The sequence below is a fragment of the Stutzerimonas sp. C6.4V genome (assembly GCF_058536345.1).
The window spans coordinates 480696-507649 of sequence record NZ_JBZUBM010000001.1; the positions used below are offsets into that span (position 1 = coordinate 480696).

General features: G+C 60.9%; 25 protein-coding genes. 16 read left to right on the plus strand and 9 right to left on the minus strand.

Annotation, left to right across the window (positions count from 1 at the left end):
* The first annotated feature begins 55 nt into the window (after positions 1-55).
* Positions 56-880 (plus strand): mechanosensitive ion channel family protein, encoded by an 825-nt coding sequence (locus AC4LFW_RS02280; protein ID WP_491817435.1) that lies wholly within the window; start codon positions 56-58, stop codon positions 878-880.
* A gap of 45 nt (positions 881-925) precedes the next feature.
* Here AC4LFW_RS02280 and AC4LFW_RS02285 read toward each other — a convergent pair whose 3' ends face one another.
* Together AC4LFW_RS02285 and AC4LFW_RS02290 are read right to left on the minus strand one after the other, a co-directional pair.
* Positions 926-2626 carry an AmpG family muropeptide MFS transporter gene (locus AC4LFW_RS02285; RefSeq protein ID WP_491817437.1) on the minus strand — a complete coding sequence of 567 codons (1701 nt, stop codon included), beginning with the start codon at positions 2624-2626 and terminating at the stop codon, positions 926-928.
* 35 nt (positions 2627-2661) lie between these two features.
* A complete protein-coding gene (locus AC4LFW_RS02290; RefSeq protein WP_491817439.1) occupies positions 2662-3033 on the minus strand; it encodes an MGMT family protein in 372 nt (123 codons plus the stop codon).
* Positions 3034-3169: 136 nt separating this feature from the next.
* On the opposite strand from AC4LFW_RS02290, the gene AC4LFW_RS02295 reads away from it, so the two are divergent.
* On the plus strand, positions 3170-4174 hold the full coding sequence (locus AC4LFW_RS02295) for a DUF481 domain-containing protein (RefSeq protein WP_491820100.1): 1005 nt from the start codon (positions 3170-3172) through the stop codon (positions 4172-4174).
* A gap of 89 nt (positions 4175-4263) precedes the next feature.
* On the opposite strand, the gene AC4LFW_RS02300 is transcribed toward AC4LFW_RS02295, so the two are convergent.
* The gene (locus AC4LFW_RS02300; RefSeq protein WP_491817441.1) at positions 4264-5022 is read right to left on the minus strand and encodes an SDR family oxidoreductase; all 759 of its coding nucleotides are present in this window, start codon (positions 5020-5022) and stop codon (positions 4264-4266) included.
* 99 nt (positions 5023-5121) lie between these two features.
* On the opposite strand from AC4LFW_RS02300, the gene AC4LFW_RS02305 reads away from it, so the two are divergent.
* From AC4LFW_RS02305 to pdxJ, 11 genes are all read left to right on the plus strand, one after another.
* On the plus strand, positions 5122-5826 hold the full coding sequence (locus AC4LFW_RS02305) for a HugZ family pyridoxamine 5'-phosphate oxidase (protein ID WP_491817443.1): 705 nt from the start codon (positions 5122-5124) through the stop codon (positions 5824-5826).
* A 124-nt stretch (positions 5827-5950) separates the two neighbouring features.
* Entirely contained in the window at positions 5951-6415 is a 465-nt protein-coding gene (locus tag AC4LFW_RS02310) for an FxsA family protein (RefSeq protein WP_491817445.1), read from the plus strand.
* 251 nt (positions 6416-6666) lie between these two features.
* Positions 6667-6960, plus strand: a complete 294-nt coding sequence (locus AC4LFW_RS02315) for a co-chaperone GroES (RefSeq protein WP_491817447.1) — start codon at positions 6667-6669, stop codon at positions 6958-6960.
* Positions 6961-7017: 57 nt separating this feature from the next.
* On the plus strand, positions 7018-8667 hold the full coding sequence (gene groL, locus AC4LFW_RS02320; protein WP_491817449.1) for a chaperonin GroEL: 1650 nt from the start codon (positions 7018-7020) through the stop codon (positions 8665-8667).
* 336 nt (positions 8668-9003) lie between these two features.
* Positions 9004-10803, plus strand: a complete 1800-nt coding sequence (gene lepA, locus AC4LFW_RS02325) for a translation elongation factor 4 (protein ID WP_491817451.1) — start codon at positions 9004-9006, stop codon at positions 10801-10803.
* Position 10804: 1 nt separating this feature from the next.
* Complete coding sequence (gene lepB / locus AC4LFW_RS02330) at positions 10805-11659, plus strand: signal peptidase I (protein ID WP_491817453.1); 855 nt, start codon at positions 10805-10807, stop codon at positions 11657-11659.
* An 89-nt stretch (positions 11660-11748) separates the two neighbouring features.
* Positions 11749-12126: a DUF4845 domain-containing protein gene (locus tag AC4LFW_RS02335; protein WP_491817455.1), complete on the plus strand. Its 378-nt coding sequence runs from the start codon at positions 11749-11751 to the stop codon at positions 12124-12126.
* Complete coding sequence (rnc, locus tag AC4LFW_RS02340) at positions 12123-12812, plus strand: ribonuclease III (protein ID WP_491817457.1); 690 nt, start codon at positions 12123-12125, stop codon at positions 12810-12812. The genes AC4LFW_RS02335 and rnc overlap by 4 nt, the downstream gene beginning before the upstream one ends.
* On the plus strand, positions 12805-13716 hold the full coding sequence (gene era / locus AC4LFW_RS02345; RefSeq protein WP_491817459.1) for a GTPase Era: 912 nt from the start codon (positions 12805-12807) through the stop codon (positions 13714-13716). The genes rnc and era overlap by 8 nt, the downstream gene beginning before the upstream one ends.
* Positions 13717-13844: 128 nt before the next feature.
* Positions 13845-14537, plus strand: coding sequence for a DNA repair protein RecO (gene recO, locus AC4LFW_RS02350; RefSeq protein ID WP_491817461.1), 693 nt, complete (start codon positions 13845-13847; stop codon positions 14535-14537).
* Complete coding sequence (gene pdxJ / locus AC4LFW_RS02355) at positions 14530-15276, plus strand: pyridoxine 5'-phosphate synthase (protein WP_491817463.1); 747 nt, start codon at positions 14530-14532, stop codon at positions 15274-15276. Before recO ends, pdxJ begins: the two co-directional genes overlap by 8 nt.
* Before the next feature lie 30 nt (positions 15277-15306).
* Here pdxJ and AC4LFW_RS02360 read toward each other — a convergent pair whose 3' ends face one another.
* The 5 genes from AC4LFW_RS02360 to lon all read right to left on the minus strand — a co-directional run bounded on the left by AC4LFW_RS02360 (position 15307) and on the right by lon (position 20462).
* The gene (locus tag AC4LFW_RS02360) at positions 15307-15513 is read right to left on the minus strand and encodes a DUF2905 domain-containing protein (protein WP_491817465.1); all 207 of its coding nucleotides are present in this window, start codon (positions 15511-15513) and stop codon (positions 15307-15309) included.
* A 205-nt stretch (positions 15514-15718) separates the two neighbouring features.
* Positions 15719-16681, minus strand: coding sequence for a tRNA 5-methoxyuridine(34)/uridine 5-oxyacetic acid(34) synthase CmoB (cmoB, locus tag AC4LFW_RS02365; protein WP_491820102.1), 963 nt, complete (start codon positions 16679-16681; stop codon positions 15719-15721).
* Positions 16678-17421, minus strand: coding sequence for a carboxy-S-adenosyl-L-methionine synthase CmoA (gene cmoA, locus AC4LFW_RS02370; protein ID WP_491817467.1), 744 nt, complete (start codon positions 17419-17421; stop codon positions 16678-16680). The genes cmoB and cmoA overlap by 4 nt, the downstream gene beginning before the upstream one ends.
* 106 nt (positions 17422-17527) lie before the next feature.
* Positions 17528-17917: a protease inhibitor I42 family protein gene (locus AC4LFW_RS02375; RefSeq protein WP_491817468.1), complete on the minus strand. Its 390-nt coding sequence runs from the start codon at positions 17915-17917 to the stop codon at positions 17528-17530.
* Between the two features lie 163 nt (positions 17918-18080).
* A complete protein-coding gene (lon, locus tag AC4LFW_RS02380) occupies positions 18081-20462 on the minus strand; it encodes an endopeptidase La (RefSeq protein ID WP_491817470.1) in 2382 nt (793 codons plus the stop codon).
* A gap of 142 nt (positions 20463-20604) precedes the next feature.
* On the opposite strand from lon, the gene AC4LFW_RS02385 reads away from it, so the two are divergent.
* The 3 genes from AC4LFW_RS02385 to putP all read left to right on the plus strand — a co-directional run bounded on the left by AC4LFW_RS02385 (position 20605) and on the right by putP (position 26468).
* Positions 20605-21360, plus strand: a complete 756-nt coding sequence (locus AC4LFW_RS02385; RefSeq protein ID WP_491817471.1) for a helix-turn-helix domain-containing protein — start codon at positions 20605-20607, stop codon at positions 21358-21360.
* Between the two features lie 261 nt (positions 21361-21621).
* On the plus strand, positions 21622-24783 hold the full coding sequence (gene putA / locus AC4LFW_RS02390) for a bifunctional proline dehydrogenase/L-glutamate gamma-semialdehyde dehydrogenase PutA (RefSeq protein WP_491817473.1): 3162 nt from the start codon (positions 21622-21624) through the stop codon (positions 24781-24783).
* A 200-nt stretch (positions 24784-24983) separates the two neighbouring features.
* Complete coding sequence (putP, locus tag AC4LFW_RS02395) at positions 24984-26468, plus strand: sodium/proline symporter PutP (RefSeq protein ID WP_491817475.1); 1485 nt, start codon at positions 24984-24986, stop codon at positions 26466-26468.
* Positions 26469-26579: 111 nt separating this feature from the next.
* Here the strand turns inward: putP and AC4LFW_RS02400 are convergent, their stop codons facing one another.
* Positions 26580-26804 carry a DUF3203 family protein gene (locus tag AC4LFW_RS02400; protein ID WP_491817477.1) on the minus strand — a complete coding sequence of 75 codons (225 nt, stop codon included), beginning with the start codon at positions 26802-26804 and terminating at the stop codon, positions 26580-26582.
* Positions 26805-26954: the final 150 nt, after the last annotated feature.

The window sequence follows — 26954 nt, forward strand, 5'->3', positions numbered from 1 at the left end:
GCCGAGCGAACCGCCCAGCCGGGGCGCTCGGTGCTCTAAGGAGACTCCCTTTCCAATGGATTTCAGTGTTGATTACCTGATCGAACTGTCCGAGGCCTGGTTGCCGGTCGTCATTCAATATGGAGCGCAGGTCACGCTGGCGCTGGTCACTTTCCTGGTCGGCTGGCTGCTGATCAACAAGCTTGTCGGCAAGGTTGGCGGGATATTGCAGCGCCGTCAGATCGATCCGTCTCTGCATGGCTTCATCGAAAGCCTGTCAGGCGTTGTCCTCAAGGCCATGTTGCTGATCAGCGTGGCGTCGATGGTCGGTATCGAGACGACGTCTTTCATTGCCGTGATCGGCGCGGCGGGCCTTGCGATCGGTCTTGCCCTGCAGGGCAGTCTGGGCAATTTTGCCGGGGGCGTGCTGATCCTGATCTTTCGCCCGATCCGCGTCGGTGAATGGATCGAAGCCCAGGGGGTGGCTGGAACGGTCCATTCGATCCAGATCTTTCACACCGTCCTCAAGTCTGCCGACAACAAGACCATCGTGGTGCCCAACGGCAGCCTCTCGAATGGGCATATCACCAATTATTCCCGCGAGCCGCGCCGGCGCGCCGATATCAATATCGGTATCGACTATGGCGCCGATATCAAGCTGGCGCGCAAGATCCTGCTGCAGATCGCCGAAGACGAACGCGTACTGCGCGACCCGGAGCCGGTGGTCCATGTCGTCGCGCTGGCCGACAGTTCGGTGAATCTGTCGCTGCGGGTATGGGTCGCCACGGGCGATTTCTGGCCGGTGACCTTCGGCTTTACCGAATTGGTCAAGGAGCGATTCGACGCAGCCGGTATCGGCATCCCGTTTCCGCAGCGCGTGGTACACCTGGTTCAGAGTTGAACCTCGTTCAGCCCGTTTAAGGGAAGCCGGCATTGCCGGCCTCTCTCAGGTCTGTTCCGTAGCTGCCAGCGGGTCGGCTGGATCTGGCTGGCGGCGGCTGCGGGTCCATTGCCAAAGGATCAACACGAGGGTCGGAACGCCAAGGAGAGCAGTGACCAGGAAGAAGTCACTGTAGCCAAGCCGCTCGACCATTACGCCTGAGTAACCACCCAGTAGTCTTGGCAGTAACAGCATCAGGGAGCTGAGCAGCGCGTATTGAGTGGCGGAAAACTTCAGGTTGGTGAGGCTCGAAAGATAGGCAACAAAAGCTGTCGAGGCCAACCCGCCGCTGAAGTTGTCGCAGGAAATCGTGACGATCAACATGTTCAGGTTGGCGCCCATATCCACGAGCAACATGAACATCAGGTTGGTGGCGGCCGAGGCAGCACCGCCGATGAACAGGATCGGCAGAATGCTGAAGCGCACGATCAGCAGCCCGCCGAAGGCGGCGCCGAGCAGGGTCATGATCAGGCCGAAGAGCTTGCTGACGCTGGCGATCTGGTCCTTGCTGAACCCCTGGTCGATGTAGAAGACGTTCGCCATGACTCCCATTACTGTATCGGACATCCGGTAGGTGGCGATCAGCCCAAGCAACAGCAGCGCCTGCCAGCGGTAACGGAAGATGAAATCGGTGATGGGTGTCAGCACTGGCCCCATCAGGATCCGGCCCGGGCCGGAGAGACAGCCCCAGCAAATCAACAGGTACATGGTTCCCCGCGGCCAGTAACCGCCCCAGTACGACTGAAACATGCCTGTAGCGGACACCATCAGGATGATCAGGACGATGACCGATACCGCCTGGTGTACGAAATCGAATCGCGCCGGACGCTGGCGCTGGCCGGCCTGGTGAAGCATCTGCCGCACCGGAATCATCAGCGAGCGCCCCCAAGGGGAGAGCGAGCCGATGATGAAAAGAAAGTAGAGCGTTGCCCGTGGCCAGGCCTGGGCAATCAGTGCATTGATCATCGCCGGTACGGAGATGAGCAGCACCAGCAGCAGCCCGACCGCGGCCAACTGATGGTTGAAGGTGAATAGGGAAGGTTCGTTGGGCAGGGGGGCTGCGCCTTCGGGTTCCGGGATCAGCAGACTGGTGACCAGGCCCGGCAGGATGAGCAGGGCGAAGGCGATGTAGGTCGTGGCCCAGGCAGCCTGGTCGTACTCCACATTGCTTGAGCCCAGCCACTCGGCAAGAAACAGGGCGCCGGCGCTGGCCAGCAGCATCGCGATTCGGTAGCCAGTCATGTAGCTCGCCGCCAGCGTGGCTTGCAACTTGTCCTCGGCGATCTCCAGGCGATAGGCGTCGATTGCAATGTCCTGGGTGGCCGAGGCGAAAGCCACCGCCACCGCCAGTGCAATCAGCATGGTCAGATTCTGTTGCGGGTTGCACATGGCCATGCCGATCAGGCCGACCGCAATCACCGCCTGCGAAAGCACCAACCAGGAACGTCGCCGGCCCAGGCCGCCAATCCAGGGCAGGCGCCACTGATCGAGCATTGGCGACCATACCCATTTGAATGCATAGGCCAGGCTTATCCAGCTGGCAAAACCAATGGTTTCGCGAGACACCCCAGCCTCGCGTAGCCACACCGAGAGCGTGGAAAAAACCAGGATCGCCGGAAGCCCGGCAGCGAAGCCAAGGATCAGCAGTGTCAGTGAGGCTGGGCTGGCATAGGCGGCTAGCGCGGCGCGCCAGGTTTCACGAGACATAAGGGCAAATAGCGGAAGAACATGAAGGGCGCACTCTACCCGCTGTGCTCCGCCGAATGCCAGCCGTGCCGACGTATGTCGACACGGTCGTTGACTAGCTGCACGCCCTCGGCGCGAAGTCGAGCACGTTGCTCCTCGCCCGATACGGTCCCGGCGGCCAGGCTCAGTCTTCCACCAGCGGCCAGCACCCGGTGCCAAGGCAGGCGGGTATCGTCCGGCAACTGCGAGAGAACCCGTCCGACCCAGCGTGCCGCCCGACCCAGTCCAGCAACGGCGGCAAGTTCGCCATAGCTGATGACCTTGCCTTGCGGAATCTGCGCCAGCGCCAGATAGAGTGCTGCCCGGCGAGTTTCCGAATCGCTTGTTCGCAGTACGTCCAGCTGGGCGTCGGCCCTGGTGTTTGGCATCGTTTGGCTCCGTTCGCAGGGGGCGCGATAAGAACTACGGTTCCGTTTGGCGGCCAGTGCTTGTCGACTATCGGTGCATAAGGATAATGCCTGCCTTTCTCATTTACCCAGATATCCCCTGCCTATGTTCTCCCCATTGCTTCCCCGAACCCTGCTTTGCGTAACCCTGTCGGCGTTCTCTCTGTCATCGGTCGCCGATACCGTATGGCTAAAAAACGGTGACCGGCTCACCGGCAAGATCAGCGTGCTGGACGGCGGCAAGCTGCTGATCGAAACCGAGTACGGCGGGTCGATACCGGTAAAGTGGAGTCAGGTTGCGACCCTGGAAAGCAACCAGCAGTTGCTGGTCAAGGAAAACGACGTTTCCGGCGAAGTGGCCAAGTCGCTGCAGGCCGCTGGAGATGGCAAGGTCACCTTGAGCAATGGCGGTACGCCACGCACGGTCCCGCTGACCAGCATCACGCAAATCATCCATCCGAAGCCGCTGATTCAGGACCTGACCTGGAAGGGGAATGTCGATGTGGCGCTGGACTACAAGCGCGCCGAAACCGACACGGATGACTATGACGTATCGTTCAAAACGTCGGCGCGTCATGGTTTGTGGCGCCATAACGGCTCCGGTAGCTACAACCGCGAATACCGCAACGACGTGACGGCAACGGATAACTGGGATGCCGAATACGCCCTCGACCGCTTCCTCGATGAGCACTGGTTCTGGCAGGGACGTCTGGAATACAAGCGCGACAAGATCGAGGACGTCCGTCGCCAGCGCACCATCGGTACCGGTCCGGGTTATCAATTCTGGGATAACGAGCTCGGTGCCTTCTCGCTGGCATCCCTGGCCAACCGCAGCGACTACCAGTTCGCCAACGGCAACACCGAAGACTTTTACTCCCTCGCCCTGAAGTGGAACTACAACCGCTATCTGGTGGGCAAGACGTTCGAGCTGTTCAGCAACGGCGAGATCGGCAAGCCACTGGAAAATGTCGCTGACTACGAGCTCGACGCAGAAGTCGGGCTGCGTTACAAGGTGACCGACTGGGCGTCGCTGAACATGAAAGCCGAGAAGGATATCGTCAGCGGCGCTGAAAGCGATCTGGACGAAACCCAGTACAGCATTGGCTTCGGTGTAGGCTGGTAAGCGGTAGAGAGGATAAAACCGCTGGAGGCAGGAAGACTATTTGGAACCGGCGCCCATACGTTCCAGCCTCCAGCCTCCAGCTTTAGCGCTTAGAGCCGCAGCCCGCCATCGAGCTCCAGAATGCGCCCGGTGAAGTAGTCGTTCTCCAGGATATAGGCGACCGAGTGGGCGATTTCCATCGGCTTGCCGAGGCGTTTCAATGGAATCCCGGTGGTCATCTTTTCCAGTGCCTCCGGTTTCATGCTGGCCACCATCTCCGTCTCGATGAAGCCGGGAGCAACGCCGGCTACACGGATGCCGTAGCGCGCCAGTTCCTTCGCCCAGACCACCGTGTCGGCTGCAACGCCGGCTTTTGCCGCTGAGTAGTTCGCCTGGCCCATATTGCCGGCCCGTGAAATCGAGGAGATATTGACGATCGCACCCTGACGTTTCAGCTCGATCATCCTGGCTGCTACTTCGCGTGTGCAGAGAAACACGCCGGTGAGGTTGACATCGATCACCGCCTGCCATTGGGCGAGACTCATCTTTGACAGCTCGCCGTCCTTCACCTTGATGGTCAGGCCGTCACGAAGGATCCCCGCATTGTTCACCAGGCCGTCGAGGCCACCGAAATCCTCACTGACCTGGGAAACCATCTGGCTTACCTGTTCTTCGTTTGCCACGTTGCACAGATAGGCGCGCGCCTCGCCGCCGGCGTTCTTGCATGCCGCTACCGCCTCGTCCAGGCGCTCCTGGTTGAGGTCGACCAAGGCCAGCCGCGCGCCTCTGGCTGCCAGATATTCGCCCATGGCGCGGCCCAGACCCTGGCCGCCTCCGGTGATGATGATGATCTTGTCGTTGAGCTGCATGCTGATCTCCGTGCCTGTATGTCAGTGCGTATCGCGACGTCCCAGGCATGAACCGGTATGCTGGCGGCAATCGACAGTGACCAGCCATGAGGTGCCCAGGTGAGCGCAGAAGCCGCCAAGCATGCCCGACTCCTACTGCTCAAGGAATACCGAGGCGTGCTTTCCACCCATTCCCAGAGCATGCCCGGCTTCCCCTTCGGTTCGGCAGTACCCTATTGCCTGGATGAGCAGGGTTGGCCTCTGATCCTGATCAGCCGGATTGCCCAGCACACCAAAAACCTCACGGCCGACCCGCGCTGCTCGATGCTGGTGGGCGAACGCGGCGTCGAGGACGTTCAGGCGACCGGCCGCCTGACCATGCTGGCCGAGGCGCGGAAACTCGTCGAGCAGGAAGCCATCGAGATGGCAGCGGCGCGTTATTACCGCTACTTTCCGGAGTCCAGGGATTATCACCGCGTCCATGATTTCGACTTCTGGGTGCTGCAGCCGGTGCGGTGGCGGTATATCGGTGGCTTCGGGGCGATTCACTGGCTGGATCAGGTCGCGCTGGCCAACCCCTTCGCCTCGCGGGGCGGCGCCGAGGGCGGCATGATCGATCACATGAACAGCGATCACGCATCCGCCATTGCCCATTACGTAGAGCGGGCCGGGCTCCTGGCCACGCAGGAGGCTTCCATGGCCGGCATCGACAGCGAAGGCTTCCATCTGCGGATCGGGCAGTCCATCTACTGGCTCGCCTTCCCCTCCAGATGCGCCACGCCAGATGAGGTGCGGCATGCCTTGGTCGCAATGGCCCGAAGCTGATTCCGGCTGCTGGAGCGGGGCGAATAATTCGGTTACAGGCCTGTTCGTCAGCTGGGTTGAATTCGCTGCGCACCGCCGTCATCTACACAATTCCGGAAGCCGTACTTCCGCAAAGGACTTCTTGATGCGTATTTTCCTGTTGTTGTTTCTCCTGTTTCCGCTGGCCGAGCTGGCACTGCTGATCAAGGTTGGCGGCTCGATCGGGGTGTTGCCCACCATCCTCCTGCTGGTCATCAGTGGTATGGCCGGGATCCTGTTGATGCGCCTGGCCGGTTTTGCCACTGCCTGGCGTGCACGCGAGCGGCTGGCGCGTGGTGAATTGCCGGAACGGGAGATGCTTCAGGGCTTGATGATGGCCCTGGCAGGCGGGCTGCTGTTCCTGCCTGGTTTTCTCAGCGACATCGTTGCGCTGCTGGTGTTGTTTCCGCCGTCGCGCAACCTCTTTCTAGGCTTTGTCGGGCGTCGTGTCGAAGCGCAGGCGCAGCGGCGCAGGGCCTTTACCGACGACCTGCGTCAGCAACATGAACATCGTGAGGGCCCGCAGCGGCCGAATATCATCGAGGGCGAGTGGGAACGCCGCGACAAATAGCCCGTTTCCCCCCCAAGCAAAGGCATGCCACGGCATGCCTTTTTTATCTTCGCCGACGCAAAAAATTCGCGTTCCACCCTTGAAATCGTTTTTGCCGCCCGCATGTAGCGGTCACCGCAAGGTCGCTGTCGCGATTTGACAGTCCGTCTTCTGCGGCTCGCATTGCGGGCCGCAACCGGCACCGCCGGATTTGCCAACCCGCCGATGAGAATGCATCGGCATGGAAACCACTGTACTAGGAGAGATCGACAATGAAGCTTCGTCCTCTGCATGACCGCGTCGTGATTCGTCGCAGCGAAGAAGAAACCAAGACCGCAGGCGGCATCGTGCTGCCGGGCTCCGCTGCCGAGAAGCCCAACCGTGGCGAAGTCGTCGCTGTAGGCACTGGCCGCGTTCTGGATAACGGCGAAGTCCGTCCGCTGGCCGTCAAGGTTGGCGACAAGGTCGTGTTCGGCCCTTACTCCGGCAGCAACACCGTCAAGGTCGACGGTGAAGACCTGCTGGTGATGAGCGAGAACGAGATTCTCGCCGTCGTCGAAGCCTGATCAGCGCTCGCTTATAGCGAACTGCGTTCCATCAACAGAATTTGAGGAAGAATCAACATGGCTGCTAAAGAAGTTAAGTTCGGCGACTCCGCTCGCAAGAAGATGCTCGTAGGCGTCAACGTCCTGGCTGACGCGGTAAAAGCGACCCTCGGCCCGAAAGGCCGTAACGTCGTCATCGAGAAAAGCTTCGGCGCTCCGACCATCACCAAGGATGGCGTTTCCGTTGCCAAGGAAATCGAGCTGAAGGACCGTTTCGAAAACATGGGCGCGCAGCTGGTCAAGGACGTTGCCTCCCGTGCCAACGATGATGCGGGCGACGGCACCACCACTGCTACCGTTCTGGCGCAGTCGATCGTCAACGAAGGCCTGAAGGCCGTAGCTGCCGGCATGAACCCGATGGATCTGAAGCGCGGCATCGACAAGGCGACCATCGCCATCGTTGCTGAGCTGAAGAACCAGTCCAAGCCATGCGCTGACTTCAAGGCCATCGCTCAGGTTGGCACCATCTCCGCCAACTCCGACAGCTCCATCGGCGCGATCATCGCCGAAGCCATGGAAAAGGTCGGTAAAGAAGGCGTCATCACCGTTGAAGAAGGCTCGGGCCTGGAAAACGAACTGTCCGTGGTAGAAGGTATGCAGTTCGACCGTGGCTACCTGTCCCCGTACTTCATCAACAAGCCGGACACCATGGTGGCCGAGCTGGACAGCCCGATGCTGCTGCTGGTCGACAAGAAGATCTCCAACATCCGCGAACTGTTGCCGGTGCTGGAAGGTGTTGCCAAGGCCGGTCGTCCGCTGCTGATCGTTGCTGAAGACGTCGAGGGCGAAGCCCTGGCGACTCTGGTCGTCAACAACATGCGCGGCATCGTCAAAGTTGCTGCCGTCAAGGCGCCTGGCTTCGGCGATCGTCGCAAGGCCATGCTGCAAGACATCGCCATCCTGACTGGCGGTACCGTGATTTCCGAAGAAGTCGGCCTGAGCCTGGAAACCGCTACCCTGGAGCACCTGGGTAACGCCAAGCGCGTCGTGCTGAACAAGGAAAACACCACCATCATCGACGGTGCCGGTCAGCAGGTCGACATCGAAGCTCGTGTGGCGCAGATCCGCAAGCAGGTCGAAGACACTTCTTCCGACTACGACAAAGAGAAGCTGCAAGAACGTCTGGCCAAACTGGCTGGCGGTGTTGCCGTGATCAAGGTCGGCGCTGGTACCGAAGTCGAGATGAAAGAGAAGAAAGCCCGCGTTGAAGACGCCCTGCACGCCACTCGTGCAGCCGTCGAAGAAGGCGTGGTGCCTGGCGGTGGTGTTGCCCTGGTGCGCGCTCTGCAGGCCATCTCCGAGCTCAAGGGCGACAACGAAGACCAGAACGTCGGCATCACCTTGCTGCGTCGTGCGGTCGAAGCTCCGCTGCGCCAGATCGTCTCCAACGCCGGTGGCGAGCCGAGCGTTGTGGTCGACAAGGTCAAGCAGGGTTCGGGCAACTACGGCTTCAACGCTGCAACTGACGAGTACGGCGACATGATCGAGATGGGTATTCTCGATCCGGCCAAGGTTACCCGTTCTGCTCTGCAGGCCGCGGCTTCCATTGCCAGCCTGATGATCACCACCGAAGCGATGATCGCCGAAGTGGCTGAAGACAAGCCTGCTGGCGGCATGCCGGACATGGGCGGCATGGGCGGCATGGGTGGTATGGGCGGCATGATGTAAACCAGCCGGTCCGGTTGGAATCCGCCACGTCAGGGTGCGAAAGCATCCTGATGGGCAACACGGCAAACGCCCCGACTGGTTCGGGGCGTTTGCTTTTGCAGCGAAAATAAACCTGGCGAACCGATATGTCATGGCTACCGCCAGTCAGCGGCAGGCGCCATCGGCTCGTCGGTTCGCTGCCCGTTGCTCTTTGCGGCGCGATGGCGAGTCTGTCGCTTGTACGAGGCCTGCAAGTGAAGCTGTTGGCTCTAGCGTGGCGTCGAAAAGACCTATCAGGTACAATTCGCGGCTATTTTCGGCGGGCAATCAGCTCGCGACGTATTAGAGTGTTGAGCTGTGAGCGACCTGAGTCATATCCGTAATTTCTCCATCATCGCGCACATCGATCATGGCAAGTCGACCCTGGCTGACCGTTTCATCCAGATATGCGGCGGCTTGACCGAGCGTGAGATGAACGCCCAGGTTCTCGATTCCATGGACCTCGAGCGCGAGCGTGGTATCACCATCAAGGCCCATAGCGTCACGCTCTACTACAAGGCGCAGGACGGCAAAACCTATCAGCTGAACTTCATCGATACCCCAGGGCATGTGGACTTCACCTACGAGGTGAGCCGTTCGCTGGCTGCCTGCGAAGGTGCCTTGCTGGTGGTCGATGCGGGGCAGGGCGTCGAGGCGCAATCGGTCGCCAACTGCTACACCGCCATCGAGCAGGGGCTGGAAGTGATGCCCGTGCTGAACAAGATGGACCTGCCCCAGGCCGACCCTGACAAGGTCAAGGGCGAAATCGAGCACATCATTGGCATCGACGCCACTGATGCCGTTGCGTGCAGCGCCAAAAGCGGCATGGGTGTAGAAGATGTACTGGAGCGCCTGGTGGCCGTCATTCCGCCTCCAACCGGTGAAATAGAAGCACCGTTGCAGGCGCTGATCATCGACTCCTGGTTCGATAACTACCTGGGCGTTGTCTCGTTGGTGCGGGTTCGCCACGGCCGGATAAAGAAAGGCGACAAGGTTCTGGTGAAGTCCACCGGCAAGGTGCACCAGGTCGACAGCGTGGGGGTTTTCAATCCAAAGCACACGAGTACGGTTGACCTCAAGGCCGGCGAAGTGGGCTTTATCATCGCCGGTATCAAGGACATTCATGGTGCTCCGGTTGGCGATACCCTGACGCTGTCGAATACGCCTGATGTCGAGATGCTTCCCGGATTCAAACGGGTCAAGCCGCAAGTCTATGCGGGTCTGTTTCCGGTCAGTTCCGATGACTTCGAGGACTTCCGTGAAGCGCTGCAAAAGCTGACGCTCAATGATGCGGCACTGCAATACGAACCTGAGAGTTCGGATGCGCTGGGCTTCGGTTTCCGCATTGGTTTCCTCGGCATGCTGCATATGGAGATCATCCAGGAACGTCTCGAGCGTGAGTACGACCTGGATCTGATCACCACGGCGCCAACCGTGGTTTATGAGCTGGCGCTCAAGAATGGCGAGACCATCTACGTTGACAGTCCATCGAAGCTGCCGGACATGTCCTTCATCGAAGACATGCGCGAACCCATCGTGCGCGCCAATATCCTCGTGCCACAGGAGCACCTGGGCAGCGTGATCACGCTCTGCATCGAGAAGCGCGGCGTGCAACGCGACCTGCAGTTCCTCGGTTCGCAGGTTCAGGTGCGCTACGACTTGCCCATGAGTGAAGTGGTGCTGGATTTCTTTGATCGTCTCAAGTCTGTCAGCCGTGGCTATGCCTCGCTGGACTACAGCTTCGAGTGCTTCCAGTCCGCCAATCTGACCCGCCTGGATATCCTGATCAACGGGGAGAAGGTCGACGCCCTGGCGCTGATCGTGCATCGCGACAATGCGCATTACAAAGGACGCATTCTGGTCGAAAAGATGAAGGAGCTCATCCCTCGACAGATGTTTGATGTGGTCATCCAGGCTGCTCTTGGTGGGCAGATTGTCGCTCGAAGCACTGTCAAGGCATTGCGCAAGAACGTCCTGGCCAAGTGCTACGGTGGTGACGTCAGCCGTAAGCGCAAATTGCTGGAAAAGCAGAAGGCCGGCAAGAAGCGAATGAAGCAGGTTGGCAACGTTGAAATTCCGCAGGAAGCATTCCTCGCGGTATTGAAGGTAGATAGCTGATATGTCGATCAATTTCCCGCTGTTGCTGGTTATTGCCGTTGCGGTGTGCGGCTTTCTGGCGCTGCTTGACCTGGTTTTCTTCGCGCCGCGTCGTCGAGCGGCGATAGCGAATTACGAAGGCCAGGCCGGGGAACCCGACCAGTCGACCTTGGATGCGCTGAACAAGGAGCCGGTGCTGATCGAGTATGGAAAGTCCTTCTTTCCGGTTCTGGCTATCGTGCTGGTGCTGCGCTCGTTTCTGATCGAGCCCTTTCAGATTCCGTCCGGTTCGATGATCCCGACACTCGAGGTGGGTGATTTCATCCTGGTCAACAAGTTCGCCTATGGCATCCGTCTACCTGTAGTCGATACGAAGATCATCGAGGTCAGCGATCCCAAGCGTGGGGATGTCATGGTGTTTCGTTACCCCAGCGATCCCAACATCAACTACATCAAGCGGGTCATCGGGCTGCCAGGCGATGTGATTCGCTACAGCAGCGACAAACGCCTGAGCATCAACGGGGAGCTGGTACCCGAAATGCTCATCGGGGACGAGCCCGGTAGCCTGGGCAGCGCGAAGCTATACCAGGAGAAGCTGGGCGAAGTGGAACACCTGATTCGCAAGGAAATGACACGCTACCGGGTCGAACCCAACCGTGAATGGCGAGTGCCGGAAGGGCATTACTTCATGATGGGTGACAACCGCGACAACTCCAACGACAGCCGCTACTGGAACGATGCCGCCATTCCCGCCGAGCTTGCCGGCATGGTCCCGGATCGTAATATCGTCGGCAAGGCCTTCGCCGTGTGGATGAGCTGGCCTGATCCGAAGTTCAGCAACCTGCCGCATTTTTCCCGCGTGGGGCTGATTCACTGAGTCTGTGAATCAGGGCCTGGTTCATATGAGCCGGCCCGTTATATTTGAGCAGCCCCGATTCGTGGGTAACGTACGACATAGAGGTCGACATGAGTTTTGCTCGTTCGCAAAAAGGGCTGTCCATGCTGAGCTGGATCATGGTGCTGGCGCTGGTTGCATTTGTTGCCAGCACCGCGTTCAAGATGCTGCCCCATTACTTCGACTATATGTCCATGGACAAGATCATCTCCGGGGTTGAAAGTGACCAGACCTCGGACATCCGCACCGTAAGGGATTTCTACAGCCACGTGCGCAAGGGCATGGACGTCAATGGTATTCGCGACCTGAACCTCGAAGAGGCGATGAAGGTCGTGATTGAAAATAATGAGTTCAGGGTTCATCTGGACTATGAAAAACGCGAGCCGCTGATCCGTAATCTCGATCTGGTGGCGAACTTCGATAAAGAATATCGCCTAAGGATGCCGTGAGCACTTCGTTAGCCCGTCTCGAGCGCAGGCTCGGATATCAATTCAAGGATCAGGAGCTGATGCTCCTGGCTCTGACGCATCGCAGCTACGCTGGCCGCAATAATGAGCGACTGGAGTTTCTCGGCGATGCCATCCTCAACTTCATTGCTGGCGAGGCGTTGTTCAACCACTTTCCGCAGGCCAAGGAAGGGCAGCTCTCCCGGCTCCGTGCACGCCTGGTCAAGGGTGAAACGCTCGCGATACTGGCGCGTGGGTTCGAACTGGGTGAATACCTCCGGCTTGGTTCCGGGGAGCTTAAAAGCGGTGGCTTCCGACGTGAATCGATCCTTGCCGATACGCTCGAGGCATTGATTGGCGCCATCTATCTCGATGCCGGGATGGAGACTGCGCGTGACCGCGTGCTGGCCTGGCTTGCCAACGAGCTTGAAGGGCTGACTCTGGTCGATACGAACAAGGATCCCAAGACTCGCCTGCAGGAATTTCTACAGTCGCGGGCGTGCGAATTGCCAAAGTATGAAGTGGTGGCGATCCAGGGAGAACCGCATTGCCGGACCTTTTTTGTCGAATGCCAGATATCGCTGCTCCAAGAGAAAACCCAGGGGCAGGGTGCAAGCCGGCGTATTGCCGAACAGGTTGCCGCTGCCTCGGCATTGATCGCGCTGGGCGTGGAGAATGGTCATGACTGACGAACACCTGCAAGGCGAAGACGTCACCCGCTGCGGCTACGTAGCCATCGTCGGGCGACCCAACGTGGGCAAGTCGACACTGCTCAACCATGTTCTTGGGCAAAAGCTTGCGATCACCTCGCGCAAGCCTCAGACCACCCGGCACAACATGCTTGGGATCAAGACGGAGGGTGCTGTCCAGGCGGTCTACGTCGATACGCCCGGCCTGCACAAGAATGGCGAGACGGCGCTGAATCGCTATATGAACCGCACGGCATCCTCTGCACTGAAGGATGTGGACGTGGTGGTCTTTGTCGTCGACCGTACCCGCTGGACCGATGAGGATCAGCTGGTGCTCGAGCGCGTTCAGTATGTCGAAGGCCCGGTGATAATTGCGGTGAACAAGACCGACCGCGTCGAGGACAAGGGCGAGCTGTTGCCGCATTTCGAGTGGCTGGCCCAGCAGTTGCCGAAAGCGGAAATCGTGCCCATCTCTGCCCAGCATGGGCAGAATCTGGATGTCTTCGAAAGGCTAGTCGCTTCGCATCTTCCCGAAGGCGAGCATTTTTTCCCCGAAGATCAGATCACCGATCGCAGCAGCCGCTTCCTTGCTGCAGAGCTGGTGCGCGAGAAGATCATGCGTCAGCTGGGCGCTGAAGTGCCCTACCAGATCACGGTCGAGATCGAAGACTTCAAGCAGCAGGGGCATATCCTGCATATCCACGCACTGATCCTCGTCGAGCGCGACGGACAGAAGAAAATCATCATTGGCGACAAGGGCGAGCGCATCAAGCGCATCGGTCAGGAAGCGCGCAAGGACATGGAAGTGCTGTTCGACAGCAAGGTCATGCTCAACCTCTGGGTCAAGGTGAAGAGCGGCTGGTCAGACGACGAGCGCGCCCTGCACTCGCTGGGCTATAGCTGAAAAGCAGAGCGAAAAGCCCTGGTAGCCATGCAGAAACATGCTTGACGGGGCTGGAATGGCACATGCTTCCAGCTTCCAGCTTCCAGCTTCCAGCTTCCAGCTTCCAGCCCTCGGCCTGATGCCCATTTATGACCGGCCAACCCGCGTTTGTTTTGCATAGTCGACCTTACCGTGAGAGCAGCGCGCTGGTGGATTTCCTGACGCCCCAGGGCCGTCTCCGGGCGGTGCTACGCGGTGCGCGTGGCAAAGCGGGCAGCCTGGCTCGGCCTTTCGTACCGCTCGAGGTTGAATTTCGCGGGCGCGGCGAACTCAAGAGCGTCGGGCGGTTGGAAAGCGCCGGCCTGGCCTACTGGCTCGACGGCAACGCGCTGTTCAGCGGCATGTACCTCAACGAACTGCTGATTCGCCTGCTGCCTGCCGAAGACGCCCATCCCGCCATGTTCGACCATTACGCGGCGACCTTGCCGGCCCTGGCGGCCAAGCGTCCTCTGGAGCCGCTGCTGCGTTCGTTCGAATGGCGCCTGTTGACCGAACTGGGCTATGGTTTCGCTCTGGACCGGGACATCTCTGATCGGCCGGTTGTCAGTGACGGGCTCTATCGCCTGCTGCCTGATACCGGACTGGAACCGGTCGGCCACTTTCAGCCAGGCCTGTTCAACGGTGCGGAACTCCTGGCGATGGCCGAGGCCGATTGGACTGTGCCGGGGGCTTTGGCCGCGGCGAAGAGACTGATGCGCCAGGCCCTGGCGCCCCATCTGGGTGGCAGGCCTTTGGTCAGCCGTGAACTGTTCATGAACATGAAGGAGCCTCCGCGTGACTGAAGCCAATCGAATCCTGCTCGGCGTGAATGTCGATCATGTCGCCACCCTGCGCCAGGCTCGTGGTACGCGCTACCCGGATCCGGTCAAGGCCGCACTGGACGCTGAAGAGGCGGGAGCGGATGGCATCACGGTCCACCTGCGCGAGGACCGCCGGCACATCCAGGAGCGCGATGTGCTAATGATGAAGGACGCGCTGCAGACTCGGATGAATTTCGAGATGGGCGTGACCGAAGCGATGCTGGCATTTGCCGAGCGGTTGCGCCCGGAACATGTCTGCCTGGTTCCCGAGACCCGCCAGGAGCTCACCACTGAAGGCGGGCTGGATGTAACGGGTCAGGAATCCCGCATACGAGAGGCGGTTGATCGCCTGACCGCCTGTGGTGCGGAAGTGTCGCTCTTCATCGATGCCGATCCGCGGCAGATCGAAGCGGCGGCGCGAATCGGCGCGCCTGCCATCGAATTGCATACGGGACGCTATGCCGATGCGCACGGCGTGGCCGAGCGGGCCTGTGAGCTGGCGCGAATCCGCGACGGCGTCGAATCGGGGCTGAGCCACGGATTGATCGTCAATGCGGGTCATGGGCTGCATTATCACAACGCCGAGCCCATTGCTGCGATACGGGGGGTCAACGAACTGAACATCGGCCACGCCATCGTTGCCCATGCGCTGTTCGTAGGTTTCAAGCAGGCGGTCAAGGAAATGAAGCACCTCATCTTGACCGCCGCCGCACGCGGCTGACTAGCGCGGCGTTAGGGCCTGGCAGGTCGCCTATCGCTTGAACAGATTCAGCAGGACGGTCAGCACCACGCTGATGATGATCATCGAGGTGATGGGAATAAAGGTTCTGCTGCGCTCCGATTCGACTCGGATATCGCCGGGCAGCTTGCCGAACCAGCTCAGCAGTCCCGGCGCGTAGTGCAAGGCAACACCCAGCACGATCAGCGCGACGCCTGCCCCTATCAACCATTTCGACATATCGGCTCCCTCGTCCAGGGCTGGGTTCAGACCCTTCCGGCATCGAGTCCTCAAGGATCGGGACGCTGCGTCAGGTCGCACGCTATTTCGACTACGACTGCCCCCGGGGTGTCCCCGGGCCGCAAACCCGGGTGATAACCAACGGCCTGCGAGGCGCTGCACCGATACCCGAGAGCACTGGTCTCCGGCTGACCGGGGTCTCCGTTTACGGTTTGCGCGCGATCAGCACGGCGCGCATGGGCGCGGGCAGCCCTTCGATGGTCTTGCTGTGGTCCTGCGGATCGAGGAAATCAGGCAGCGACTGATAGCGCATCCAGTCGGTGCTGCGTTGCTCCTCGATGCTAGTGACGCTGACATCCACACAGCGCACATCAGCGAAGCCGGCGCGTCGCAGCCAGCACTCCAGCGCCGCCACCGAGGGCAGGAACCAGACGTTGCGCATTTGCGCGTAGCGGTCTTCAGGAACCAGTGCGGTGTGCTCGTCTCCTTCCACCACAAGGGTTTCCAGTACCAGCTCGCCGCCCTTGAGTAGGCAGTCTTTCAGGTCCAGCAGGTGGTCGACTGGCGAGCGGCGGTGATAGAGCACACCCATGGAAAATACGGTGTCGAAGCCCTCGAGCTTTGTCGGGAGTTCTTCCAGGGCCATGGGTAGGTGCCAGACCGGCAGTTCGCCGAGATAGCGCTTCATGGCGTGGAACTGGCAGAAGAACAGCCAGTTCGGGTCGATGCCGACGACCGAGTCTGCGCCCGCGCCGAGCATGCGCCACATGTAGTAGCCATTGCCGCAGCCGACGTCGAGGATGCGCTTGCCGATCAGGTCGAGGTGCGGGCAGACGCGGTCCCACTTCCAGTCCGAGCGCCATTCGGTGTCGACTTGCACGCCAAAGACATCGAAGGGTCCCTTGCGCCACGGCGACAGACCGAACAGGGCGTCATGAGTGATGGCGCGTGTGGCTTCGTCGCAATCGGCAACCAGGCGGAAGGCCTCGCGTAGTTCTACGGCGCTGGGCTGGATGTCCGGTAATGCATCGACGGCGCGACGCCAGCGTGGCAGGTCGCCGTGACCGATGGCGAGTTTGGCATCGAGTTGCGCTTGCAGGCCATTGGCCCAGGCAGCCAGTGGAGTTCCGGCCAGGCGCCAGGCAAGGGGTGTCAGGTCGAGGTTCATGGCAGGGCGATCAAGGAGGCGAAATTCAGGCATTGGAACCAGGGCACCACCTTGGAAAAACCGGCGTCCAGCAATCGCTGGCGGTGGGTTTCCAGGCTGTCGGGTTTCATCACGTTTTCGATGGCGCTGCGCTTCTGTGCAATCTCCAGTTCGCTGTAGCCATTGGCGCGCTTGAAGGCGATGTGCAGGTCGGTCAGCAGCTCGTGCTCCTGCTCGTCCTCGAAGCGCAACTTCTCGGAAAGGATCAGCGCCCCGCCGGGCACGAGGGCCTGGCGGATGGCGCCGAGCAGCGCAGGCCGCTGTTCAGACGGAATGAACTGCAGGGTGAAGTTCAGGGCAACCAGCGAGGCGGGTTGAAAGTCGAGAGCGAGTACATCGGCCTCGATCACCTGCACTGGCAGCAGCTCCTGAAACATCGAGTTTTGCCCGTGCAGGTATTCCCGGCAGCGCTCGACCATGGCCGCCGAATTGTCGACGGCTATGACATGGCAATTGTCGGTCCTGACGTGCCGGCGCAACGCCTGGGTGACCGCACCCAGGGAACAGCCCAGGTCATAGAGTGCGGTGTCTGGCTGGGCGAACTGCGCGGCCAGCACGCCGATGTTTTCTACGATGGTGGGATAGCCCGGCACCGAGCGCTTGATCATGTCGGGGAAAACCCGCACCACGTCTTCGTTGAAGACGAAATCCTGGGGCTGGGCGAGGGGCTGGGCGAACAGGCGGTCGGGTTCGTGGCTCACGGCGGCGTCTGGGCAGGCTGAAAAACAGGGCCGGCATTGTAGCCGAAAGCCGTGTCGGTGGCCGTCCTCAAGTAGACAGCCGGCGCGGCACTCCTGCCTTCGCGGGCTATCGGACTTCGACTCGACAGTCGAACAGCCCGGCCGGCTCGGCGTCGGCTTCCCAGGGACGCTGGTAGGTGAGCAAGAGACGCCCGGTGCCCGTGTCGGCTGCCTCGAAGCGCCAGGTAGACAGCCCATCTCCGCCGATGAGGTCGGTCTTTGGCGAGCTGAACACTTCCGGGCCGAGGCTCTTCAGTTGTTCTGTCGAAAGATCGCGTATGTCCCAGCGATAGCCTGTGGTGGGGTTGCTTGGCAGGGTGACGATCAGCGTCTGGCCGCGCTGCAATGTCACCGGGCAGTCCGCGTCGTCGTTTAGCGCGACACTGCTTGGCGGGGCACTGGCGCAGCCAGCAAGCAGGAGAGCGGGGGCGAACGACAGCAAGCGGGATAGAGGCATTGGGCGACCGACTCAGGAAAGAAAAGAAAAACGCTCGGGCGTCGGTTGAAACCATAAGGCGCGAACGCCCTCAGGTAAAGGCGTTCGCCATGCGATGCGTCCGGCTGGGTTGGCGGCGGAGCGAGCGGGCCGTGCCGACGCACGGCCTGCGGTTACCCTGTCATCAGAACAGCACCTTGACCACATCGCTGAAGCGCTTGGCGAAATGCATGGTCAGACCTTCCTTTAGATAATCCGGTAACTCTTCGAAATCGCCCCGGTTCAGTTCCGGAATGATCAGTTCGTAGAGCTTCAGTCGCCGCGCGGCGATGACCTTTTCGCGCAGCCCACCGATGGGCAGAACCAGCCCGGTCAGGGTCAGCTCGCCCGTCATGGCCACGCCTTTCTTCGGCGCCTGGTTGCGCGCCAGTGACAGCAGCGCGCTGGCCATGCTGATACCGGCGCTGGGGCCGTCCTTCGGCGTGGCGCCTTCGGGAACGTGCATATGCACGAAGGCCTGATCGAAGAATTTCGGGTCGCCCTTGAATTCCTTCAGGTGCGAATTCACGTAGCTGAAGGCGATTTCGGCTGATTCCTTCATCACGTCGCCAAGCTTGCCGGTGAGCTTGAAGCCACGGTTGAGGGTGTGTATCCGGGTCGCCTCGATGGGCAAGGTGGCGCCACCCATGCTGTTCCACGCCAGGCCCGTAACCACACCGACGCCCGTCAATAGCTGTTCCGGATGCCAGAAGGGGATGCCCAGGTAGCTTTCGATGTCCTTCGGGCCGATCTTGATCTTGCTTTCGGGCTCGTCCAGCAGCTTGACCACTGCCTTGCGCACCAGCTTGCCGAGCTGCTTGTCGAGCTGCCGAACCCCGGCCTCACGCGCGTAGCCCTCGATCAGGTTACGCAACGCGCTATCGCTGATGGACAGACGATTCTTCGGCACCCCGGCGCGCTCCAGCTGCCGCGGCCAGAGGTGGCGTTTGGCGATCGCCAGCTTTTCCTCGGTGATGTAGCCGGACAGCCGGATGATTTCCATGCGGTCCAGCAGGGGGCCAGGAATCGAATAGAGGCTGTTGGCGGTGCAGACGAACAGCACCTTGGACAGGTCCAGGCGCATATCCAGATAGTGATCGAGGAAGCCGACGTTCTGTTCAGGGTCGAGGGTTTCCAGCAGGGCCGACGCGGGATCACCCTGATGGCTGCTGCCCAGCTTGTCGACCTCGTCGAGCATGATCACCGGGTTCATCACCTCGACCTCCTTCAGCGCCTGCACGAGCTTGCCGGGCAGGGCGCCGATATAGGTACGGCGATGGCCCTTGATCTCGGCCTCGTCACGCATGCCACCTACGCTGAACCGATAGAACGGTCGGCCCAGCGACTCGGCGATGGACTTGCCGATGCTCGTCTTGCCGACGCCTGGCGGGCCCACCAGCAGCACGATGGAGCCGGCAATCTCGCCGCGAAAGGCACCCACGGCGAGAAACTCGATGATCCGGCTCTTGATGTCGTCGAGCCCAGCGTGGTGAGCATTGAGGACCTTGCGCGCATGCTCGAGGTCGAGCTTGTCCTCGCTGTACAGGCCCCAGGGCATGGAGGTCGCCCAGTCCAGATAATTGCGGGTGACGGCGTATTCCGGCGATCCGGTTTCCAGCACCGAGAGCTTCTGCAGCTCGTCATCTATCCGTTTCTGCGCAACCGGCGGCACCACCTTGCCTTCCAGACGGGAACGGAATTCGTCGGCATCGGCGCTACGGTCATCCTTGGTGATGCCGAGCTCCTGCTGGATGATCTTCAACTGTTCCTTGAGGAAGAACTCACGCTGGCGTTCACCGATCTTGCGATTCACCTCGCCGGTCAGTTCCTTCTGCAGCTTGGCGACCTCCACTTCCTTGCGCAGCAGCGGCAGGACCTTTTCCATGCGCTTGAGCACCGGCACGGTATCCAGGACTTCCTGCAGTTCCGGGCCCGGCGCTGTGGTCAGGGCTGCGGCGAAGTCGGTCAGCGGGGAGGGCGCGTTCGGGCTGAAACGGTTGAGGTAATTCTTCAACTCTTCGCTGTACAGCGGATTGAGCGGCAACAGCTCCTTGATCGCGTTGATCAACGCCATGCCGTAGGCCTTCACCTCATCACGCGGGTCCTCGTCGCTCTGGGGGTATTCCACTTCGACGAGGTAGGGTGGTTTGCGGCGCAGCCAGCCTTTGATACGAACACGCGACATACCCTGTGCAACGAACTGCAGCTTGCCGCCTTCCTTTGACGCATGGTGCACGCGAACCATAGTGCCGTGCGCGGGCAGGCTGTCCGGGTCGAAGCTGGCGGCGTCCGGTGCCGGCGTGTCCATATAGAAAAGAGCGAGGCGCTGGTGCGGTGTCTTGGCCACCAGTTCCAGGGTTTCCGCCCAGGGATCTTCGTTGACGATGATCGGCAGTACCTGGGCCGGAAAGAAAGGCCGGTTGTGCACCGGGACGATATACAGCTTGTCGGGCAGGTTCTGGTCCGGCAGCACCAAACCCGTGGATGGGTGGTTCTGCTCGAAGTCCTGATTGTTGTCGTCGTTCATGCGGCACCTGTTTCGAGTACGTGCTCTTTAGATGGGTATCCGGCAAATGATTTCAATCCGATCGCAGCCTCCGGGGTTTGCCCGCCGCTATAAAAAACGGCCTGCCTCCGGTAAAGTGCGGCAATACGCCAGGTACCCCGCCATGCTCAACGCACGTCTGCTTCGCCTCGATGATCAGGCCCACGAACACGCCCACGACTACCACCAGCTGGTACTGTCGTTGTCGGGCAGTGCCGAGTTCGAGGTGGACGGATCGGGTGGCGAGGTCTCCCGCATGCGTGCCTGTCTGGTGCCGGGTTATGCCGAGCATGAATTCGCCGGCAAGGGCGACAACCGCATGCTCATCATCGATCTCGACGAGCAGGACCTGAGTGCTGACGATCCACGTCTGCTGGCTCAGCTGTTCGAGACGCCGCGCTACCCCGCGCTGGATGCCGACTTTCACAACCTGCTCAATTACGCGGGTGCCGAGCTGGCGCGCTATGGCAGCGACCCGTTGCTGGCGCGTGCGCTGGGCGGGGTGCTGCTGCGCGCGTTGCACCTGCGGGTGTTTGGCGAGGCGACATACCTGCCAAAAGGCCCGCTGGACATCGCGCGCCTGGACGCGCATATCCAGAGCAACCTGGCGCGCCGGATCACCGTGGCCGAACTGGCACAGGTGGTTTGTCTGAGCCCCAGTCACTTTCATGCACAGTTCAAGGACAGTGTCGGGCTTACACCCCATCAATATTTGTTGAAAAGTCGCCTGGACCGTGCTGCCCGGCTGCTGCGTGAAAGTCCGCTGCCCCTGGTCCGCATTGCGGAAGAATGTGGATTCTCCAGCCAGAGTGCCTTGACTACCGCGACCCGGCGTTATCTTGGACTGACGCCGAAACGGCTCAGGCGCACCGAATCCTGATGATCCAGAAACGCACCGATTCGGTGCGTTTCTCGTTTGGATGCCGCGGTTTCGCACCGCTTTAGTGAGTTTTCATGACAGCCATTTGACGGTCGCCAAAAGCCGTAGGTTTTTGTAAAAGTTCCGTAGTTTTGCGCAACAACCCGAGGCGTCCCCGCCTTAGATTCGCCTACCCGCTTGGCGAACCGTCGCGACCATTGCTGTGCGCCGCCCGCCAGACCAGATCCAACCACAACAACACTCCACGAGAGGAGCGGCGCGATGTTCAAAGCCGGTCAAGTCTTGCAGGGCGATTTCGCCAATCTGAAAGCCGCCGAATTCTTTCCCACCGTTAGCGCCAACTACAGCGTTGACGAGGCGGCCTATCTCAATGAGCTGTTGCAGCTGGCCGATCCTGGCGAAGCGGGCATCCAGGCCATTCGCCGTGAAGCCCGCACGCTGATCGAAGCGGTGCGTGGTCGTGACAATGCCGTCGATACGCTTGATGCATTGCTGCGTCAGTACAGCCTGGATACCCATGAAGGGCTGATGCTGATGTGCCTGGCCGAAGCGCTGTTGCGCGTGCCTGATTCGGCCACCGCCGACGCGCTGATTCGCGACAAGCTCAACGCCGCCGAGTGGGAACGCCACCTTGGCCAGAGTGACAACGTCCTGGTCAATTTCGCCGCCTGGGGTCTGGTGATGACCGGCAAGGTGGTCGACCCGGACAACTCCGATGGTCGTCCGAAGAATGTCATTGGCCGGCTGGTCAAGCGTTCCGGCGAGCCGGTGATCCGTGCGGCGATGAACCAGGCGATGAAGCTGATGGGCAAGCAGTTCGTGCTTGGCCGGACCATCTCCGAAGCCTTGAAGAACGGTCGTCCCGAGCGCGAGAAGGGCTACACCTATTCCTTCGACATGCTCGGAGAAGCGGCGCTGACGACCGAAGATGCGCGCAAGTACATGGCGGACTACCGTCAGGCTGTCGAAACGGTGGGTGCCGAGCCGCAGGTCGGTCCGGGACCACGTCCATCAGTGTCGATCAAGCTGTCCGCGCTGCACCCGCGATATGAAGTGGCCCAGCGCGAGCGCGTACTGACCGAGCTGTTCGAAAGCGTTCGCGAGCTGGCGATTCTGGCGCGCCGCCTGGATGTCGGCATCACCATCGACGCGGAGGAGGCCGATCGCCTCGAGCTGTCGCTGGAACTCTACGAAAAACTCATGCGCGACCCGGCCATCGCCGGCTGGGGCGAGTTTGGTCTGGTGATCCAGGCGTATTCCAAGCGCTGCCTGCCGGTGCTGGTCTGGCTGACCCTGCTGGGCAAGGAGCTGAACGCGCGCATTCCGCTGCGTCTGGTCAAGGGCGCCTACTGGGACAGCGAAATCAAGCAGTGTCAGGTTCAGGGCCTCGACGGCTATCCCGTGTTCACCCGCAAGGAAGGTACAGACACGTCTTACCTGGCCTGCGCCCGCTACCTGCTGTCCGAGCACACCCGTGGGGTGATCTACCCGCAGTTTGCCAGCCACAACGCGCATACCGTCAGTTGCATCCTGTCGATGGTCGGTGAGCTGAAGACGCCGCGCGAATTCGAATTCCAGCGGCTGCACGGCATGGGCGACGCGCTGTACGACACGGTGATCGAGAAGTACCGCAAGAACGTGCGCATCTACGCGCCGGTGGGCGCCCACAAGGACCTGCTGCCGTATCTGGTGCGTCGTCTGCTGGAAAATGGCGCCAACTCATCCTTCGTGCATCAGCTGGTCGACCCGCGCGTGCCGGTCGAGACGCTGATCGACCACCCGGTGACCCAGCTGCGTCAGTTCAAGACCCTCGGCAACCATCGCATCCCGCTTCCGCCGGCGCTGTACGGCAACCGGACCAACTCGCAAGGCATCAACATGAACATCCAGACTCAGTGGAACGACCTGTCCAGCGCCTACCAGACCTTCCTCGACCGCCAGTGGCAAGCCGCTCCGGTGATCGCCGGCCAAAAGCTCACCGGCACCGCACACAAGGTGCATTGCCCGTATCAGCTCAGCAGGGAAGTGGGCACCGCCCAGTTCGCCACTGCCGAGCAGGCCAGGCAGGCCATCGACGGTCTGGCCGCCTTCTGGCCACGCTGGAACGCCACCCCGGTCGAGCAGCGTGCGCAAATCCTCGAGCGCCTCGGCGATCTGCTGGAGGCCAACCGCGCCGAGCTGATGGCCATGTGCACGCTGGAAGCCGGCAAAACCCTGCAGGACGGCATCGACGAGGTCCGCGAAGCGGTCGACTTCTGCCGTTACTACGCGCTGCAGGCACGCCTGAAACTCGGCCGTGAGGAGCTCAAGGGCCCGACCGGCGAGCGCAACGAGCTGTTCCACGAAGGCCGCGGCGTATTCGTCTGCATCAGCCCCTGGAACTTCCCGCTGGCGATCTACCTCGGTCAGATCACCGCGGCCCTGGTCGCCGGCAACACTGTCCTGGCCAAGCCGGCCGAGCAGACCAGCCTGATCGCCGCCCGTGCGCTGGAGCTGATGTTCGAAGCCGGCCTGCCGAAGGACGCGATCGCCTTCCTGCCGGGTGACGGCGCCACCCTGGGTGGCGTGTTCTGCCGCGATCCGCGTGTGGTGGGCGTGTGCTTTACCGGTTCCACCGACACGGCGCGCATCATCAACCGTCAGCTGGCCGAGAAGGAGGGCGCCATCGCCACCCTGATCGCCGAAACCGGTGGCCAGAACGCGATGATCGTCGACTCCACTGCGCTGCCTGAGCAGGTCGTCAAGGACGCCATCGGTTCCGCCTTCACCAGCGCCGGCCAGCGTTGCTCGGCCCTGCGTGTGCTCTACGTTCAGCGCGACATCGCCGATCGCGTCATCGAGCTGATCAAGGGTGCGATGGATCAGCTGAAGGTCGGCCCGACCCATCTGCGTGAGAACGACCTTGGGCCAGTGATCGATGCCGAAGCCCGTGACGGTCTGCTGGCCCACATCCAGCAGCTGAAGGCCGAGGGCAAGCTGATCGCCGAAGCAAGGCTGCCGGGCAGTCTCAACGGCCATTTCGTCGCCCCGGTGGCGTTCGAGATTGGCAGGATCCATGAGTTGAAGAAGGAGCAGTTTGGTCCCGTGCTGCATGTGGTGCGTTTCGACGCGGCTGATCTGGAAAAGGTCGTCGCCGACATCAACGCTACCGGCTACGGCCTGACCCTCGGCGTGCACAGCCGCAACGAGGAAACCGCCGAGCGCATCGAGGCGCTGGCCCGGGTCGGCAACCTCTACGTCAACCGCAACCAGGTTGGCGCCGTGGTGGGCGTGCAGCCGTTCGGTGGTTGCGGCCTGTCCGGTACTGGCCCGAAAGCGGGCGGCCCGAGCTATCTGCTGCGTTTCGCCAATGAGCGCACCACCTCCACCAACACCACGGCGGTGGGCGGTAACGCCTCGCTGCTGTCACTGGTCGACGATTGACCTGCGACTGAAACCACCAGCGGCCCGGGTTCAAGGGTCGCTGGGCTGCAGAACAACCAGAACAGTTGGCGGATCGCTCTTCCGCCTCTGATGGGCTCAGGTGAGCCCGTCCCGGTGATGGCGCGAACCGCCGTCGCCCTCTGCCAGGTGGGATCGGGAATGTCCTCGCGCCCATCAACAACAACTAACGAGGGAACAAAATGAGCATCAGTACTCCCACCTTGATCACCTTCGTGGTCTACATCGGTGCCATGCTGTTGATCGGCTTCATCGCCTACCGTGCAACCAAGAACTTCGACGACTACATCCTTGGGGGACGCAGTCTCGGCAGTTTCGTCACCGCGCTTTCTGCGGGCGCTTCGGACATGAGCGGCTGGCTATTGATGGGCCTGCCAGGGGCAATCTTCGTTGCAGGCCTCTCGGAAAGCTGGATCGCCATCGGCCTCATCGCTGGTGCCTGGCTGAACTGGCTGCTGGTCGCCGGCCGCCTGCGGGTGCATACCGAGCGCAACAAGAACGCCCTGACCCTGCCGGACTACTTCTCACACCGTTTCGAAGATGAAAGCCGCACGTTGCGCATCTTCTCGGCGCTGGTCGTACTGGTGTTCTTCACCATCTACTGTGCCTCCGGCGTGGTCGCCGGCGCGCGTCTGTTCGAGAGCAGCTTCGGCGTGCCGTACGACCTGGCGCTGTGGATCGGTGCTGCAGCAACCATCCTCTACGTGTTCATTGGCGGCTTCCTGGCGGTGAGCTGGACTGACACCGTACAGGCCACGCTGATGATCTTCGCCCTGCTGATCACACCGGTGTTCGTGATCCTGGCGCTGGGCGACATGGGCGCTGCGATGGACACCATTGCCACGCAGAATCCGGCAGCCTTCGACATGTTCAACGGGCTGTCCTTCGTCGCGATCATCTCGCTGCTGGCCTGGGGCCTGGGCTACTTCGGCCAGCCGCACATCCTGGTGCGCTTCATGGCCGCCGACTCGGTGAAGACCATCCCCAACGCCCGCCGCATCGGCATGGCATGGATGATCCTGACCCTGGCCGGTGCCGTTGCGGTGGGCTTCTTCGGCATCGCCTACTTTGCCGGTCATCCGGAATTGGCTGGCCCGGTCACCGAAAACGGCGAACGCGTATTCATGGAGCTGGTGAAGATCCTGTTCAACCCCTGGGTTGCCGGCATCATCCTTTCCGGTGTGCTGGCTGCCGTGATGAGTACTCTCAGCGCCCAGCTGCTGGTCAGCTCCAGCGCCCTGACCCAGGACTTCTACAAAGCCATGCTGCGCAAGAATGCCTCGCAGACCGAGCTGGTCTGGGTCGGTCGTGCCATGGTGTTGCTGATCGCCTTTATCGCACTGGGAATCGCTTCGAACCCGGACAGCAAGGTGCTGGGCCTGGTGTCCTACGCCTGGGCCGGCTTTGGTGCCGCCTTTGGTCCGGTGGTGTTGATCTCCCTGCTGTGGAAGCACATGACTCGCAACGGCGCGCTGGCCGGCATGATCGTCGGTGCGGTCACCGTGGTGGTCTGGAAGGAATTCATCGGTATGGGTCTGTACGAGATCATCCCGGGCTTCATTCTTGCCAGCATCGCCATCGTGATCTTCAGCAAGGTCGGAGCCGGTGCCTCACCGAGCATGGTCAAGCGCTTCGAGGACGCCGAAAGCGAATACCAAGGCCGCTGATCTACCGACCGACCAAACAAAAACCCCGCTGCCGGCGTTCCGGCAGCGGGGTTTTCTTATTTTTCGCTACAAACCATCAACCGCTGGTCGGCGATGGCTCATGTGAAGCGGTCAGTCGTCGACAACAAGGTTCCTGCGATCGTCTTTCGCGCCTGCTGCGATCAGGTGCTCAGCCATGTCTTCGGTCACATGAACGCTGTGGCCGCTTATATGCGCTATGGACATGCGGGCAACTGAATCTGTCGAGACTCGTGCGTCCTTGATGGCGCAGGTATGGGTGGCGTTTTCGAGTGTGGTTGAACAAGTGCCGTTAGCGGTATCGATAGTGACTGTCATGGCGGGCTCCTTGGGTTGCGATGAAGCCACACTGGAACGTGTAGCGACTTTGAATGAGACCGTGGCCAGGACGATCCGTTTGCGCGGCGGCAATCGAATCCAACGGGCTGCCGAGGCGGAAATTGAAAATTATGCTGATGAAGTGATGGC